The organism is Acrocarpospora phusangensis (assembly GCF_016862995.1).
Lineage (GTDB): Bacteria > Actinomycetota > Actinomycetes > Streptosporangiales > Streptosporangiaceae > Acrocarpospora > Acrocarpospora phusangensis.
In genome coordinates this window covers 1-15441 of sequence record NZ_BOOA01000130.1, presented here as the reverse complement: position 1 = coordinate 15441, position 15441 = coordinate 1, and the positions used below count along the sequence as shown (strand labels likewise).

Annotated in this window: 17 protein-coding genes; 9 read left to right on the top strand and 8 right to left on the bottom strand. The window is 71.4% G+C overall.

Going from position 1 to position 15441, the window contains the following annotated elements; genetic code table 11:
- Positions 1-120: 120 nt before the first annotated feature.
- A complete protein-coding gene (gene bioD / locus Aph01nite_RS38955; RefSeq protein ID WP_204046109.1) occupies positions 121-843 on the bottom strand; it encodes a dethiobiotin synthase in 723 nt (240 codons plus the stop codon).
- A gap of 353 nt (positions 844-1196) precedes the next feature.
- Between bioD and Aph01nite_RS38950 the strand changes: the two genes are divergently transcribed.
- The 5 genes from Aph01nite_RS38950 to rodA are packed head-to-tail and all read left to right on the top strand — an operon-like array spanning position 1197 to position 6488.
- Positions 1197-2402, top strand: coding sequence for a rod shape-determining protein (locus Aph01nite_RS38950; RefSeq protein ID WP_204046108.1), 1206 nt, complete (start codon positions 1197-1199; stop codon positions 2400-2402).
- 10 nt (positions 2403-2412) lie between these two features.
- Positions 2413-3135 carry a rod shape-determining protein MreC gene (gene mreC / locus Aph01nite_RS38945; protein WP_204046107.1) on the top strand — a complete coding sequence of 241 codons (723 nt, stop codon included), beginning with the start codon at positions 2413-2415 and terminating at the stop codon, positions 3133-3135.
- Complete coding sequence (locus Aph01nite_RS38940) at positions 3132-3647, top strand: hypothetical protein (RefSeq protein ID WP_204046106.1); 516 nt, start codon at positions 3132-3134, stop codon at positions 3645-3647. Before mreC ends, Aph01nite_RS38940 begins: the two co-directional genes overlap by 4 nt.
- Entirely contained in the window at positions 3640-5343 is a 1704-nt protein-coding gene (locus Aph01nite_RS38935; protein ID WP_204046105.1) for a penicillin-binding transpeptidase domain-containing protein, read from the top strand. Before Aph01nite_RS38940 ends, Aph01nite_RS38935 begins: the two co-directional genes overlap by 8 nt.
- A gap of 14 nt (positions 5344-5357) precedes the next feature.
- Positions 5358-6488 (top strand): rod shape-determining protein RodA, encoded by a 1131-nt coding sequence (gene rodA / locus Aph01nite_RS38930; RefSeq protein WP_204046104.1) that lies wholly within the window; start codon positions 5358-5360, stop codon positions 6486-6488.
- A gap of 84 nt (positions 6489-6572) precedes the next feature.
- Here rodA and Aph01nite_RS38925 read toward each other — a convergent pair whose 3' ends face one another.
- Entirely contained in the window at positions 6573-7292 is a 720-nt protein-coding gene (locus Aph01nite_RS38925) for a GntR family transcriptional regulator (protein WP_155345200.1), read from the bottom strand.
- Entirely contained in the window at positions 7289-8437 is a 1149-nt protein-coding gene (locus tag Aph01nite_RS38920) for an 8-amino-7-oxononanoate synthase (protein ID WP_204046103.1), read from the bottom strand. Before Aph01nite_RS38920 ends, Aph01nite_RS38925 begins: the two co-directional genes overlap by 4 nt.
- Before the next feature lie 67 nt (positions 8438-8504).
- Here Aph01nite_RS38920 and Aph01nite_RS38915 point away from each other — a divergent pair, with 67 nt between their 5' ends.
- Complete coding sequence (locus Aph01nite_RS38915; protein ID WP_204046102.1) at positions 8505-9962, top strand: PAS domain-containing sensor histidine kinase; 1458 nt, start codon at positions 8505-8507, stop codon at positions 9960-9962.
- Positions 9963-10071: 109 nt separating this feature from the next.
- Here the strand turns inward: Aph01nite_RS38915 and Aph01nite_RS38910 are convergent, their stop codons facing one another.
- Both Aph01nite_RS38910 and Aph01nite_RS38905 read right to left on the bottom strand, forming a co-directional pair.
- The gene (locus Aph01nite_RS38910; RefSeq protein ID WP_204046101.1) at positions 10072-10326 is read right to left on the bottom strand and encodes a WhiB family transcriptional regulator; all 255 of its coding nucleotides are present in this window, start codon (positions 10324-10326) and stop codon (positions 10072-10074) included.
- Positions 10327-10599: 273 nt separating this feature from the next.
- Positions 10600-11598, bottom strand: a complete 999-nt coding sequence (locus Aph01nite_RS38905) for a diacylglycerol/lipid kinase family protein (RefSeq protein WP_204046100.1) — start codon at positions 11596-11598, stop codon at positions 10600-10602.
- Between the two features lie 50 nt (positions 11599-11648).
- On the opposite strand from Aph01nite_RS38905, the gene Aph01nite_RS38900 reads away from it, so the two are divergent.
- Entirely contained in the window at positions 11649-12011 is a 363-nt protein-coding gene (locus Aph01nite_RS38900; protein WP_204046099.1) for a hypothetical protein, read from the top strand.
- 66 nt (positions 12012-12077) lie between these two features.
- Here Aph01nite_RS38900 and Aph01nite_RS38895 read toward each other — a convergent pair whose 3' ends face one another.
- Positions 12078-12443: a hypothetical protein gene (locus Aph01nite_RS38895; RefSeq protein WP_204046098.1), complete on the bottom strand. Its 366-nt coding sequence runs from the start codon at positions 12441-12443 to the stop codon at positions 12078-12080.
- A 210-nt stretch (positions 12444-12653) separates the two neighbouring features.
- Here Aph01nite_RS38895 and Aph01nite_RS38890 point away from each other — a divergent pair, with 210 nt between their 5' ends.
- On the top strand, positions 12654-13580 hold the full coding sequence (locus tag Aph01nite_RS38890; protein WP_204046097.1) for a hypothetical protein: 927 nt from the start codon (positions 12654-12656) through the stop codon (positions 13578-13580).
- Between the two features lie 68 nt (positions 13581-13648).
- Positions 13649-14029, top strand: a complete 381-nt coding sequence (locus Aph01nite_RS38885; RefSeq protein WP_204046096.1) for a roadblock/LC7 domain-containing protein — start codon at positions 13649-13651, stop codon at positions 14027-14029.
- Between the two features lie 45 nt (positions 14030-14074).
- On the opposite strand, the gene Aph01nite_RS38880 is transcribed toward Aph01nite_RS38885, so the two are convergent.
- Both Aph01nite_RS38880 and Aph01nite_RS38875 read right to left on the bottom strand, forming a co-directional pair.
- Positions 14075-14854: an RNA polymerase sigma factor SigF gene (locus Aph01nite_RS38880; protein ID WP_204046095.1), complete on the bottom strand. Its 780-nt coding sequence runs from the start codon at positions 14852-14854 to the stop codon at positions 14075-14077.
- A gap of 17 nt (positions 14855-14871) precedes the next feature.
- Positions 14872-15294 (bottom strand): ATP-binding protein, encoded by a 423-nt coding sequence (locus Aph01nite_RS38875; protein ID WP_155340433.1) that lies wholly within the window; start codon positions 15292-15294, stop codon positions 14872-14874.
- Positions 15295-15441: the final 147 nt, after the last annotated feature.

Here is a 15441-nt window from a genome sequence, read left to right as displayed (position 1 = left end):
CCGGGGGGCAGCTTGCGCGTCGGCTTGGCGGGGGGATGGTCGTACGGAAGGGCGGGGTGCAGTGTGCGTGTCAGCCCGGCCGGGGGAGGGCCGAACGAAGGCCGGGACGTGGCGTGCGCGTCAGCCTGGCGGGGAGAGGGTCGAACGGAAGGCCGGGGCGTCGAACGCGCCGCCGAGGCTGGGGGCGAGGGCGTGGCACGCCAGTTCGCGGAAGGCGTCCCGGGAGAGGCCGCCCGCCCCTTCCGGCAGGGCGCCTGAGAGCGGCCGGGCGGCCAGCATCTCCAGGTCGGGGACGTTGCAGCGGTCGGCGAGGCCGGGGTCGCGCGGCCAGGAGCCGATGACCAGACCGGCCAGGTCCAGGCCGTGATTGGCCAGGGCCTCCAGGGTCAGGGCGGTGTGGTTCAGCGTGCCCAGGCCGGAGCGGGCCACCACCAGGACCGGGGCGTTGAGGGCGTGGGCGAGGTCGGCCATCGTGCCGCCCTCCTCGTCGAAGCGCACGAGCAGGCCGCCGGCGCCCTCGACGAGGACCAGCCGGTGCGATTCGGCCAGCTCGCCGATGCGCGCCGCGGTGGAGGCGAGTGACAGCGGGGGCAGGCCGCGGACGCGGGCGGCGGCGGCCGGGGAGAGCGGGTCCGGGTAGCGGGCGAACTCGAAGGTCGTCGTCACGCCCGCGAGGCGGACCACGTCGTCCAGATCTCCGGGTTCGCCGGGCCCGACCCCGGTCTGGGCGGGTTTCACCACCGCCACGGCCGACCCCCTGGCCAGCGCCAGCGCCGCGATGGCGGCCGTGACCACCGTCTTCCCGACTCCCGTGTCGGTCCCCGTCACCACCAGCACACTCATCCGGCTCACTTTAGGGGTGTGCGGGCAGGCCCGGCCGGACGACGCACGATCACGCGAGGGCGCGGGCGTACGATGCCGCGAGGGTTTGCGGGCGCGGCCGTTCACCCTTGATTTTCCGCACGATCACCACGCACGATCACCACGATCACCACGCACGATCAACACGCGCGATCACCACGCGCGATCACCACGCGCGATCGGCAGGCACGATCGGCAGGCACGATCGGCACGGATTACGGTCGGCGCCGGTTTCCGTTCCAGCGGCTGATGCGCGCCGAAGCGTCGTGTGCGGAAACGGGTTTAACCCCTCTCTTCCAGGGCAGACGGGGTTCCCCGTCTTAAGGCTGGTAGCGATGGGCATTGCGTGGGGTCTGTTCGGCCGGGACATCGCGGTCGATCTGGGTACCGCCAACACTTTGGTCTACGTCCGCCGCAAGGGGATCGTCCTGAACGAACCCTCCGTCGTGGCGATCAACCTGCACACCGATCGCATCGTCGCCGTCGGCAAGGCGGCGAAGAGGATGATCGGCCGAACCCCACCGCACATCGCCACCATCCGGCCGCTCAAGGACGGCGTCATCGCCGACCTGGACACGGCCGAGCGCATGCTGCGGTACTTCATCAGGAAGGCGCACCGCAGCGGATTCCTGTCCCGGCCCCGGGTCGTGGTGGCGGTGCCGAGCGGCACGACCGGGATCGAGCAGCGGGCGGTCAAGGAGGCCGCCTACGAGGCGGGCGCCCGGCGGGTGCACATCGTCGAGGAGGCCATGGCCGCCGCGATCGGGTCGGGGCTGCGGGTCAGCGACGCGACCGGGAGCATGGTCGTGGACATCGGCGGTGGCACCACCGAGGTGGCCATCGTGTCGCTGGGCGGGACCGTGGTGGCCAAGTCGCTCCGGGTCGGCGGCGACGAACTGGACGAGGCGATCATCGCCTTCGTCAAGAAGGAGCACGCCCTCCTGCTCGGGGAGCACACGGCGGAACGAATCAAGATCACGATCGGGGCCGTACAGGACGAGCGCGTGGCCGAGACGCCCAAAGGCCGGCATCGGACCGGCCTGCCGGCGGAACCGGTGGCCGACGAGACGGAAGAGGAAACGCCCGAGGAGCCCGTTCCCGCCGCTCGCGGGTGGAGCCTGTTCCGGCGTGCCGACCAGCCGTCGCAGATCCCGCCGCAGGAGGTGGTGGCCGAGCCCGAGATGACGACGATGACGATCCGGGGGCGGGACCTCGTCACCGGCCTGCCGAAGACCGCCGAGATCAGCCGCGCCGAGATCAGCGAGGCCATCGAGGGCCAGGTCCAGACGATCATCGACGCGGTGCAGAGCACACTCGACCAGTGCCCCGCCGAACTGGCCGGCGACCTGCTGGACAACGGGATCGTGCTCACCGGGGGCGGCGCGCTGCTGCGCGGCCTGGCGCATCGGCTGGGCAAGGCCACCGGCATGCCGATCCATCTCGTCGAGCGGCCGCTCTACTCGGTGGCGCTCGGCGCGGGCCAGTGCGTGGAGCGGTTCGACGCGCTGCGCGAGGTCTTCCTGCCCGAATCCCGCCGCTAGGACCCCGCCGATGAGAAGCCGCCCGGCCCGCGTGCTCGTGCTGCTCGCCGCCGTCTCCCTCCTGCTCATCGCCCTGGACCGCTGGACCGCCCTGGACCCGCTCCGCCGCGCCGGTTCCCTGGTGTACGGCACGGCCGCCTCCCTCATCGCCTCCGCCACCAGGCTCGGCGGCGACGCGGACCGATTACGCGCCCTGGAACACGAGAACGCCGCCCTGCGCGCCGACAACCTCACCCGGCGGCAGACCCAGACGGCGACAACCCTGCCGGATCCCGCCTACCGCGCCCTGCCGGCGCACGCCGTCGGCTTCGCGCCCGGGAGCATCACCATCGACATCGGCACCGGCGACGGCGTCACCCGGGATCTCACCGTCCTCAACGCCGACGGCCTGATCGGCCGTGTCACCTGGGCGGGACCCAGTACCGCCACGGTCTCCCTGCTCACCGACCGCGCCTCCTCGATCGGCGCGCGGGTGCCCTCGGGCGAGGTGGGCACGATCACCGGCCACGACGGCCGGCTCCTGCTGCGCCTGCTCAACCCCCAGGCCGCCCTGGCACCCGGAGACAAGGTCACCACCCTCGGCTCCGACAACCACCGGCCCTACGTGCCCGGCGTGCCCATCGGCGAGGTGGTCCAGGTCAACCCCAGTCCGGGCGAGTCCACCCAGACCGCCGTGGTCCGGCCGTACGCGGCGCTCACGGCCGTCGATCTGGTGACGGTGGTGCTCCCGTGAAGGCCGTTGTGCTGGTGCTGCTCCTGCCGGTCGTCCAGCTGGTGGCGGTCGGCCGGTGGGGTGGGCCCGAACTGGCGCTGGTGGCCGTCGTGGTGCTGGCGCGTACGGCGGGGACGGGGGCGGTGCTCGGGTTCGTGGCGGGGCTGGCGGCGGATGTCGCGCCACCGGCGGAGCACACGATCGGGATCGGCACCCTGGTCCTCACCTTCGCGGGGTACTTCGCCGGGCGGCTGAGCTCCGGCCGGGAGCGTCCGGTCTTCGGCGAGCGGTCGGCGGCCGAGCGGTCCGCGGCCTCGTGGGTGGGCATGCTCGCCGTGGTCGCGGTGGCGGCCACGTGGGCGCGGGCGGGGCTCGATCTCGCGGTGGCCGGCGAGCCGGTCGCCTTGGGCGATCTCGCCTGGCTGACCGGGTGGAACCTGGTGGCGGTGGTCGTGGTGGCCGCCGTGGCGGCGCGGCTGTCGCGGCGGCGGCAGGTGGCCGGGCGGGCCGTGCTGCGGAGGCGGTATGCCTAGGCCGGCGCGGCTGTTCGCGCTGCACGTGGTCATCGGGGCCATGCTGGTGGTCTCGCTCGGGCGGCTCTGGTATCTGCAGGTGGCCGACGGCGCGGCCTACGTACGGGCGGCGGCCGAGACGCGGGTCAGGACGGTGGCCCTGGCACCCGTGCGGGGCAGAATCCTGGACGTGACCGGCCTGCCGCTGGTGGCCAACCGTACGGTGCCGGTCGTGGCGGTGGACTACATGGCCCTCACCCACCAGGCCGACGGCGGCAGGGCGGTGCTGGCGCGGCTGGCCGAGGTGCTGCGGGAGCCGTACGCGCGGGTGGCGGAACGGGTGCGGCTGTGCGGCGGGGACGTGCGGCGGCCCTGCTGGCCGGGGTCGCCCTACCAGCCGATTCCGGTGGCCGGCGACGTGGACGTGCCGACCGCGCTGCAGATCACCGAGCGGCAGGAGGAGTTCCCCGGCGTCAGCACCGAACTCCAGCCGGTCCGCACGTATCCCCTCAAAGCCGCCGCCGTGCACACCCTCGGGTACGTCCAGGCCGGGATCGGGCAGGACGGCCTGGAGGCCGCGTACGAGCGCGACCTGGCGGGCAGGCCCGGCCGCAGGGACGTGGTCGTGAGCAGCACCGGTGAGGTGGCGCACGTCCTGCGCGAGGTCCCGCCGGCCCCCGGCGCCGACCTCGTGACCAGCATCGACGCGCGCATCCAGCAGGTCAGCGAACGCGCGCTCGCGGACGCCATCGCCGCCGCCCGCCGCCGGGGACTGCCCGCGGACTCGGGCGCCGTCGTCGTGCTGGAGGCGAAGACCGGCCGGGTGACCGCCCTGGCGGCCAACCCCGCCTACAACCCGGAGGTGTGGACCGGCGGCATCTCCCAGCGCGAGTTCGAGGAACTGCCGCTCGCCTCCAGAGCCGTCCTCGGCCAGTGGCCGCCCGGCTCGACGTGGAAGGTCGCCTCCGTGGCCGCCGCCGCGAAAGCCGGATACGACCTGTCCGCGAGCTACGACTGTCCCGGCAGCTACCGGGTGGGTGACCGGTCGTTCCGCAACTTCGGCGGGATCGCGCTCGGCCGGATGGACCTGCGCGAGGCCCTGGTGAAGTCCTGCGACACGATCTTCTACCGGATCGCCGACGAGCTCTGGACCGGCCGCGACGACGACGTCCTGGGCGAGGTGGCCAAGGGGTTCGGCTTCGGCGCCAGGACCGGCGTCGACCTGCCGAGCGAGGCGAAGGGCGCGGTGCCCGGCACCGGCGACCTGCCGGGACACGCGGCCAACTTCTCCATCGGCCAGGGAGACGTCCTGGTCACGCCGCTGCAACTGGCCCGCGCCTACGCCGCCATCGCCAACGGCGGCACGCTTTTCACTCCCCGCGTGGCCAAGGCCGTCGTACGCCCCGGCGGCGAGGTCATCCGCACGATCACCCCCAGGTCCGAACGCGTCCCGGTCCCGCCCGCCGTCCTGGCCTTCATCCGCGACGCCCTCACCGACGTCCCCCGGACCGGTACGGCAGCCGCCGCCTTCACCGGCTTCCGCCAGCCCATCGCCGGCAAGACCGGCACCGCCGAGGTGGCCGGCCGCGCCGACACGTCCTGGTTCGCCTCGTTCGACCAGGAACACGTGGTGGTCGTGGTCGTCTCCCAGGGCGGCACCGGAGCGGAGACCGCGGCCCCCGCCGCGCGAGTGGTCTGGGAGGGCATGGCGTTATGACGATCGTCCGGCCGATGAGACCTTCCCCCCTGGGCGTACGGCGGCCCTGGGCTCCGGAGCGGCGGGGGTGGGCGCCCGAGCGGGGCGGCGTGGACTGGCCGCTGGCCGGGATCGCCGTGCTCCTGTCCGTGATCGGGCTGCTGCTGGTCTGGTCGTCGGGGGGCGCGGAGCTGGCGCGGCGGCAGGCGGTGGCCGTCGGGCTCGGCCTGGTGGCCATGGCGGTCCTGGCGCGGCTCGACCTGCGGGTGCTGCGGTCGCTCGGGGCGGTGTTCTACCTGCTGGCGGTCGTGCTGCTGGCCGCGGTGCTGTCGCTGGGGGACCGGGTCAACGGCGCGCGGTCCTGGCTGGACCTGGGGTTGCGGTTCCAGCCGTCGGAACTGGCCAAGGTCGTTCTGGTGCTCGTGGTGGCCGTGCCGCTCGGGACGGTGGCCCACGGGGAGAGCGGGCCGAGGGCGCGGAGCGTGCTGGCGGCGCTCGGGCTGGCCGGGCTGCCGATCGGGTTGATCATGCTCCAGCCGGATCTCGGCACGGCGCTGGTGTTCACCGCGACCACGGCCGGCGCGGTGCTGGTGTCGGGGGCGGGTAAACGACTGATCGCGGCGCTGGCGCTCGCCTCGGCCGGGGCGGTGGCGTGGCTGGTCATGGTGGCGAGGCCGTACCAGATCGAGCGGCTGGCGGTGTTGTTCGATCCGGCCGGGGATCCGGGGGGCAGCGGGTACACGGCCACGCAGGCGAAGATCGCGATCGGTTCCGGTGGGCTGCTCGGCCGGGGGCTGTTCCAGGGCGAGCAGACGGCCGGGGGGTTCGTGCCCGAGCAGCACACCGACTTCATCTTCACCGTGGCCGGTGAGGAGCTGGGGTTCGCCGGGTGCGCCGCGATCCTGCTGCTGCTCACGGCGCTGCTCTGGCGCGGCTTGCGGATCGCCGCGGCCAGCGCCTCGCCGTACGGGCGGGTGGTGGCCGGGGCGGTCGTGAGCTGGCTGGCGTTCCAGGCGTTCGTGAACATCGGGATGACCGTCGGGCTGATGCCCATCACCGGCCTGCCGCTGCCCTTCGTCTCCTTCGGCGGCTCGGCCACTATCGCCTGCATGGCCGCCGTCGGCCTCCTCCAGAGCGTGCGCAGGACCAGGTCCGCGATCGTCTGATCAGGGACTTTCGATCAGAGACTTTCGATCAGAGACTTTCGATCAGAGACTTTCGATCAGAGACTTTCGATCAGGGACTTTCGATCAGGGACGGCGCAGCCGGGTGACGAACTTGTAGCGGTCGCCGCGGTAGAGGGACTGGGCCCACTCGACCGGGTTGCCGTCCGCGTCGAAGGCGTGCCGGGTCAGCAGCAGCATGGGCAGCCCCACGTCGACCCCGAGCACCTGCGCGTCGTACGGCGTGGCCAGCACCGTCTCGATGATCTCCTCGGCGTCGGTGAGCCGCACGCTGTACGCGTTGTGCAGCGTCTCGTACAGCGAGGGATGCCCTTCCAGCTCACGCCGGAGCCGGGGGAAACGCCGCGCCGACAGGTGCGTGGTGTCGATGGACATCGGCTCCCCGTTGGCCAGCCGGAGCCGGTGGATGCGCAGCACCCGGCCCCCGGGGTTGATGGCCAGCCGCCGCCCGAGCGCCTCGTCGGCGGTGATGTAACTGATGTCGAGGATCTTCGTGTCCGGCTCCAGCCCGACCGTCCGCAGATCCTGGATGTACGAGGTGAGCTGGAGCACCTGCGCCACCTTCGGCTGCGCCACGAACGTGCCCTTGCCCTGGATGCGGAGCAGACGCCCCTCCACCACCAGCTCGGTCAGCGCCTGGCGGACCGTGGTGCGGGAGGTCTCGAAGCGCACGGCCAGCGTGCGCTCAGGCGGGAGCGCGCTGCCCGCCGACAGGCTCTTGGTCAGTTCCAGCAGGCTTCGCTTGACGTCGTAGTACTTCGGCACCCGGGGAGTGTCTTCTGTCACGCGGTCACCTTCGTTCCGGCCACGGCGGCGAGCGCGCGCCCGATCACCGCGAGATCATCGCACCCCAGATTGGCCCGAGCGGTCAACCTTAGACAAGAGCGACCTTCTGGAACCGAGGGCGGCCGGAAACATCCGACCCGAACCCCATGCTCCGCGCACAGGGCGGCGGCGGCCAGCGCGGCCTGCGGCGTCCCCAGCACGACGGGCACCACGGCGGCGGCCGGAGCCGCGCTCTCCAACCCCAGCTCACCGGCCAGACCGGCCAGCTCCCGCGCCCGCGTACGCGCGAGTTCCGGCAGGTCAGAGCCCTCTTCCAGGATGGCCAGCGCGGCGAGCGCGGCGCCGGCGCAGGCCGGGGCGAGACCGGTGTCGAAGATGAACGACCGGCCGGTGTCGATCAGCGTGTCGATGACCTCGGGCGCGCCCAGCACGGCGCCGCCCTGCGAGCCCAGCGACTTCGACAACGTGACGGTTCTCACAATGGAAGGATTCCCCGCGAGCCCGGCTTCGTGCACCGCGCCGCGGCCCCATTCCCCGACCACGCCGAGCGCGTGCGCCTCGTCCACCACCAGCAGCGCGCCATGCCGTACGGCTGCCGCGTGCAACCCCGGCAGCGGCGCCAGGTCCCCGTCCACCGAGAACACCGAGTCGGTCACCACGACCGCGCGCTCCTCGGACCGCTCCCGCAGCGCCCGCTCGACGGCGGCCACGTCCCCGTGCGGGGTGACCACGACCCTGGCCCTGGCGAGGCGGCAGGCGTCCACGAGGGAGGCGTGGTTGCCCGCGTCCGACACCACCAGGCCGCCGCGCCCCAGCGTCGCCACCGCCGCCAGGTTGGCCAGGTAGCCGGAGGAGAACACCAGCGCTCCCGCGGCTCCGGTGAACGCGGCCAGCCGTTCCTCCAGCTCGGCGTGGAGGCGGGTGCTTCCCGTGACCAGGCGGGACCCGGTGGAACCCGTGCCCCACTCCCGGGTCGCCCGGACGGCGGCCTCGATCAGGCGTGGATCCCTGGACAGCCCCAGATAGTCGTTGGAGGCGAGGTCGAGCAGCCCGCCGTGGTCGGGGTCGCGGGGCCGCAGGATCCGGCGCAGCCCGGCCCGCTCGCGCGCCGCCGTATCCGCACGTAACTGTTCCAGGGGTTCCATGGAGGCATCTTGCCAGGTCGCGTGGGTCGATTCGCTTTCGGCCCGGGGTAGCACGCATCATGCACAGGTGCCCACCCTTAGCGATCTGGTCGTCAAACACAGCGCGCTCGACGCGGCCGACCTCGAATGGATGCACTCGCTGGTCTCCGACTGGCAGCTGCTCGCCGACCTCTCCTTCGCCGATCTGATCCTGTGGATCCCCAGCCGGGAGGGCTGGATCGCGGTCGCCCAGATGCGCCCGACCACCGGGCCCACCGTCTACCACGACGACGTCGTCGGCACGGTGGTGGCCAAGGGGGAGCGGCCGCTGATCGAGACCGCCTGGCACGAGCGGCGGATCTGCCGGGAGGGCGACCCCGACTGGTCGACCGGGGTGCCGGTGCGCGAGGAGACCATCCCGGTGCGGCGGTCGCTGGAGGGCGACTTCATCGCGGTCATCCAGCGCTCCACGAACCTGTCGTCGGCGCGTACGCCGTCGCGGCTGGAGCTGACCTACCTGCAGAGCGCCTCGGACCTGGCGCAGATGGTGGCGGAGGGCAGGTTCCCGTTCGCGGAGGCCGAGCCCATGCTGGTCAGGTCGCCCCGGGTGGGTGACGGGCTGCTGCGGCTTGACCGGGCGGGGCGGGTGACGTACGCGTCGCCGAACGCGCTGTCGGCCTACCGGCGGCTGGGACTCCACGCCGACCTGGTCGGTTCCGAGCTGGGCAAGACGACGGCGGACCTCTGCTACCGGGACGAGCCCATCAACGAGGACCTGATGCTGGTCGCCAGCGGCAAGGCCCCCCGGGAGACCGAGGTGGAGCGCGGCGGCACGGTCGTCCAGCTGCGGGCCATCCCACTGATCGTGGGCGGCGGCAGGATCGGCGCGCTGGTCCTGGTCAGGGACGTGACCGAGCTGCGGCGCCGGGAGCGCGAGCTGCTCACCAAGGACGCCACCATCCGGGAGATCCACCACCGGGTGAAGAACAACCTGCAGACGGTGGCGGCGCTGCTGCGGCTCCAGGCGCGCCGGATCCGGATCCCGGAGGGCCGCGAGGCACTGGAGGAGGCGGTACGGCGGGTCGGCTCGATCGCGATCGTGCACGAGACGCTGGCCCAGATGCCGGAGGAGATGGTGGAGTTCGACGACATCGCGGACCGGGTCATCCAGATGACCGCCGAGGTGTCGGTCACGCCCGCCATGGTCCGGCGGGTGGGTTCCTTCGGCATCCTGCCCGCGGCGGTGGCCACACCGATCGCGATGGTCCTCACCGAACTGCTGCAGAACGCGGTAGAGCACGGCTTCGAGCACCAGACCGGCCGGGTGGAGGTGCTCGTCTCGCGCGACCAGGATCTGCTGGAGGTCGTCGTCGCGGACGCGGGGCGCGGCCTGCCGGAGGATTTCGACCTGGAGGTCAACGCCAACCTGGGCTTGCAGATCGTGCGGACGCTGGTCGTCGGGGAACTGTCGGGGCGGCTGGGAATCGCCCCCCGCCCGGGGGGTGGTACCGAGGTTTCGCTCAGCATTCCGGTAACCCCGGCGTGAGCCTGTTGAGACACCCGCCGGTGAATGCCGCCGATTGCCCTATGGCAAATGACATTCACCGGAATTGACGCGGACTAAGCCGCGTGACCCTGCGGACGATAAATAAAAGTCAGGCGGTGGCGCGGGCACGCGCGCGGGCGACCCGGCGCTTGACGGCGCGGCGTTCGTCCTCGCTGAGGCCGCCCCAGACGCCGGCGTCCTGGCCGGACTCGAGCGCCCACTTGAGACAGTGCTCACTGACCGAGCACGCACGGCAGACCTGCTTGGCCTCTTCGATCTGCATCAGCGCGGGCCCGGTGTTGCCGATCGGGAAGAACAGCTCGGGGTCCACGTCACGGCAGGCAGCGCGGTGGCGCCAGTCCATGCGTTCCACTCCTTCGTAAGTGGAGCCTCCGCGGCTCCTGCACCTTTGTGAACTCTTTCACTAACTGTGGCGAACGCGTGCCCCCCAGAGTCGGGGCCCGTGTCCGCGATTGATCGCCGGGGACCCCTCGGGTAGCGGTGGCTCCCGCAAAGGTCCTACGTTCCGACGTCGCGTTCAGCCTTTCAGGCACGCCTAGCGCACACAAGAGGTTTGGGAGAACGTTTTGCCGGTTATGGCTGTCGGATGCGTCACACTATGACCGCTTGTAACGGGCTAGACCAGAACTTGTAACGCGTCTGGGATAGAGCGAAAAATCACCCGTTCCCGTTCACCCAGGTAATCGCCGTCAAGCTGGAAAGCGACCGGACGTTCCGCTGACAAGGTGAACTCCGCCTCGTCATGCGCTTGCACGAGGTGTTTACCCGTCGGCAACCCGGAGCGTTCCCCGACGATCTGCCGGACGAGACCAAGCATGGCAGGCAAGCCCATGCGCCGCAGGCCGATCAGGTCCAATCCCGTGTCGAATCCCGCCCACGGCGTCGGGTTGACCGGACGGTTCCCCACATACGTCCACGGCGCGGTGTTGGAGACGATCGCCATGAAGATCCCCCGCTCGTCCGCCAGGCGCGGGCGGCGCAGGGTCATCGCGGGATTGCGGCGGTCGGTCATGAAGTAGTGCCGCAGCGCGGTGTTGACGTAGAGGGTCGGCGAAGCCCGGTACCCCGCGCTCCGCAGGCCTTCCACCGCCCTGATGACCTCGGCGTCGTAGCCGAGACCGGCACAGAATGTAAAGTAGCGAGATCCGCCCCCTGCCCCCGCCGCCGCGGGACTAACGTCCGGGGCCCCGAGAACGCCGCCGTCTCCCAGCGTCTCGTCCAGATCCCAGATCGCCTGGCCGAGGCTGATCGTCCGGTGCCGGCCGTCGCGCAGGGCCTCCAGCACGGCTCCGGTGGCCTCGATCGGGTGGTTCGGCAGACCCAGGGCCCGGGCCAGCACGTTCGCGCTGCCCCCCGGGATGATGATGAGGCTGGGCCGTACCTCTCCGGCCATGAGCCCGTTGGCCACCTCGTTGACCGTTCCGTCCCCGCCCAGTACGGCTACCGCGTCGAAACCCTTGGCCGCGGCCGTACCGGCCAGGACTGCGGCGTGCCCCCGGTAGCGGGTCTCCTCGACGGTGAGGTCCACCGCCGCGCCGAGCGCCCGGATCAGTACGTCGCGGGAGCGCCGGTTGGTGGAGGTCGCCTTGGGATTGACCAGGAGAAGAGCCCGCATGCCTGAAGGTTAGACCAGCGATAGGGTCGGCAACTGTGTCGAATCGTCCGGTGACCTTGACCGTGGCAGCCGCCGTACTGGCCCTGGAGGGCCTGACCGCCCTGGTGCTGGGGGGGTACGTCGGCTACGAGATCGTGATCGGCGCGGCCGAGGACGTGCCGAGCGCGCTGGCGCTGGCCGGGATCGGCGTCGCGGTGGGCGCCGGGTTCGGCTGGGTGGCCCGGGCGGTGCTGCACGCGATGCGGTGGAGCCGGGGTCCGGCCGTGGTGGCCCAGATCTTCCTGGTGCCGCTCGCGATCACGCTGATCCAGGCCGGGCAGTACATCTGGGGTGTGCCGCTGGTGGCCGCCGCGGCGATCACGCTGGTCACGCTGCTGGCTCCGCAGTCCACCCACGCCCTGATGGACGAGTAAGGGCCCGGCCGGGCAGCCCCCGCCGGTCGTCATGAGGACCGGCACTGCCCAGCTGGGCGGGTGGGATCAGAGCGACAGTTCGCTCTCGATGCGCCTGAGGTGGTGGCGGGCCAGCGCCAGGTTGGCGCGGTCGCGGTCCAGGACCAGGTAGAGGAAGAGCTGCCCGCCGGGCGCGGCCAGCAGGCGGATGATGTGGTACTGCTTGTTCAGCGTGATGAGCATGTCCTCGATCGTGTCGTCGAGCGCCAGCGAGGCCATGGTCCGCAGCTTGGCCCTGACCACCTCCGTGTTGCCGGCGGCCGCCACCTCCAGGTCGAGGGCCCGGCCACCGCCGATGGTGCCGAGCGACATGCCGCTCCCGTAGTCCACCAGCGCCGCGCCCTGCGCGCCGTCGATGGCCATGGCTTCCTTCAGTGCGGTTTCGATGTTCATAGAGCTCTTTCGACTCAGCGCATGATCTGGCAGATTCTCCGGAAAAACCGGGGTTGTTGTCACACGCTCTTGCAGTTGTAGGGACATAAAGTACTCTTGCGGCCTCGGATAGTGAAGGGGACATAGTGTGCAGAGTGACAACCCATCCGGTTAAGAGCCCCTGAATCACCTCCAACCCCCCGACCGGCACCATCACGCAGGACGTCAAACGTGAACGGGCAACACCCCACCGGCCTCTCCACCCCTTCCACCGACTCGCTCGACGACCTCGGCCCCGTGGGGCGCATGCTGCGCGAACACGGCCGGGCCCGGCTCTCCGGCGTGCTGCGCATCAGCGGCAGCCCCGGCGGAACCGTCTTCCTCCGGGACGGCCTGATCGTCGCCGCCTCCACCCCCGCGTCGCCGGGCCCGGAATCGCTGCTGCTGCGGTCGGGCCGGGTCAGCGAGGAGGCCTGGAACCTGGCCTTCACGGCCGGCGCCCCCTCCGGCCACCTGGCCGCCGAACTGATCGCGCAGAGCGCCATCGGCGCCGCCGGCCTGGAGATCGTCTGCCTGTCGGCCATCTTCGACGCGGTGTACGCGATGGAGCTGTTCGGCGTGGAGGACGGCGAACCGGAGAACACCGGCCCGCAGGGCCTGCTCCCGCCGCTGCCCGTGCTGCCCGGGATCGACGCCGACCGCCTGGTCAGGGACCTGAGCCGCCGGATGGCCATGACCGCGGCCTGGCAGCAGATCGGCGTCTACCCCCAGTGCCGCCCGGTGGCGCTGCGGCAGCTCAGCGAGCCGCTGCTGCCCGCCGAGAAGATCCGCCACGACGTGCTGCAGAAGTGCAACGGCCGCAGAACCCCCCGCGACATCGCCTTCGCCCTCGGCCAGGGCCTGTACGTGATCATGCAGGAGATCGCCTCCCTGGCGGAGTCCGGGCTCCTGGAACCGAACGAGGGAAGCAGGAAGCAGGCCGGGACCGTGTCGGCCGAAGATCCGTCAAAGGCATCGGGGCCGCCGGGGCTGCCGCAGCGACGCCGGGGCGCCAGCAAGGTCGGCCACGTGCTGCCCCCATCGTCCAACCGTCCGCTGCTGGGGCCGCGCATTCCACCTGACCTCGCCGTACGCCCCGAGCCCGACCAGGAAAGCTGACACCCTCCCGGCCGCACGAGGACGGCCCCGCACCGCACTCCCGCACCAAAGAAATAGAAGGTCAGAACATGGCGCACAACGCGTTACTTTCCGAGTTGCACTCGCTACGCGACCAGGTCACGGGGGTGATGGAGTCCGCCGTCGCCACCGTCGACGGGCTGCTGGTCGTCGCCGACACCGACGGCGTCCAGCCGGAGGTGGTGTCCGCCCTCGCGGCGGCCACCCTCGGACTGGGCAAACGCACGGGGCACGAGGTCGGCATGGGCGAACTGCGGGAGGTGGTGATCCGGTGCCGCGGCGGCTACATCGTCGTCTACGCGGTGGGTCAGGTCGCGCTGCTCGCGGTGCTGGCGGACGAGGGCCTGGACGTCACCCGGCTGCACATCGAGTCGCGCCCGGCGGTGGAGCGGCTGAGCGCCCTGCTGACCCAGGAGCGCAGCCCGAACTAGCGGGAAGGCCATGACCGGCCGCGCGCACCTCGCGTGCGCGCGGTCTCAGTCCTCAGCGGTCAGGCCCTCGCGGAGCTGGGTGAGCGTGCGGGCCAGCAGCCGGGAGACATGCATCTGTGAGATGCCCAGTTCTGTGGCGATCTGGGACTGGGTCATGTTGCCGAAGAAACGCAGCAACAGGATGCGCTTCTCGCGCGGCGGCAGCCGTTCGAGCAGCGGCTTCAGCGACTCGCGGTACTCCACGCCCTCCAGCGACTCGTCCACGATGCCCAGCGAGTCGGACACGGCGGGCGCGTCGTCGTCGCCCGAGTCGGGCGCGTCCAGGGACACCGTCGAGTAGGCGTTCGCCGACTCCAGGCCCTCCAGCACCTCTTCCTCGGTCATCTGCAGGTGCGCGGCCAGCTCGGCCACGGTGGGCGCGCGGCCCTCCCGCTGGGAGAGCTCGCTGATCGCCTTCGTCAGCGACAGCTTGAGCTCCTGCAGGCGGCGCGGCACCCGGACCGCCCAGCCCTTGTCGCGGAAGTGCCGCTTGATCTCACCCACGATGGTGGGCGTCGCGTACGTCGAGAACTCCACGCCCCGGGCCAGGTCGAACCGGTCGATCGACTTGATCAGACCGATCGTGGCCACCTGGGTCAGGTCGTCGAGCCACTCACCGCGGTTGCGGAACCTGCGGGCCAGGTACTCCACCAGCGGCAGGTGAAGCTCGACGAGCTCGTCACGGATGCGCTGGCGGCGCGGGTCGTCGGACGGCAGCTCCGCCAGCTCGCCGAAGAGCGTGCGCGCGCGCACCCGATCCGGGACGCTGGAGTCGCTGGAGGCCATGGCACGGGTCCTTTCCGTCACGCCGGCCTCGCCGCGCCTCGCCGCTTGCGCAGCACGATCGCCATGTGATCGGGGGAGTCGGACACGGCGTCGACGTCGTCGGCGAGCGCGGTGAGCACCATCCAGGCGAAGTCATCGCGTTTGGGCTCAGCGATCCCGACCGTGCTGACTTCGACCCGGATCGACATCTCCTGCCCGGTCAGCTCGAATTCAGCCGTCAAATCGGTGCCGGGCACGGCCTGCCTGAGCAGCATGGCGCACGCCTCGTCCACCGCGATCCGCAGGTCCTCGATCTCGTCCAGCGTGAAATCGAGCCGCGCGGCGAGACCGGCCGTAGCCGTCCGCAGCACGGACAGATAGGCGCTGGCCGCGGGCAGCCGGACGCTCACCGCGTCCCTGATCCCGGCCAGATCCCCTGTGACATCAGTTGCGTCGGTCACGTTCCTCCTCGCCCTGTCGGCCGCCGAGTTCTGTGGGGGGCCGCTCCCCTGCAACCTACCGCCCTCACCACCGTATTGCTCGACTTGGACGCGCTGTGTCTATGGCCGATCCTTCGGATCGGCGGGCTTGGCCGCTGGGGAGCCGGT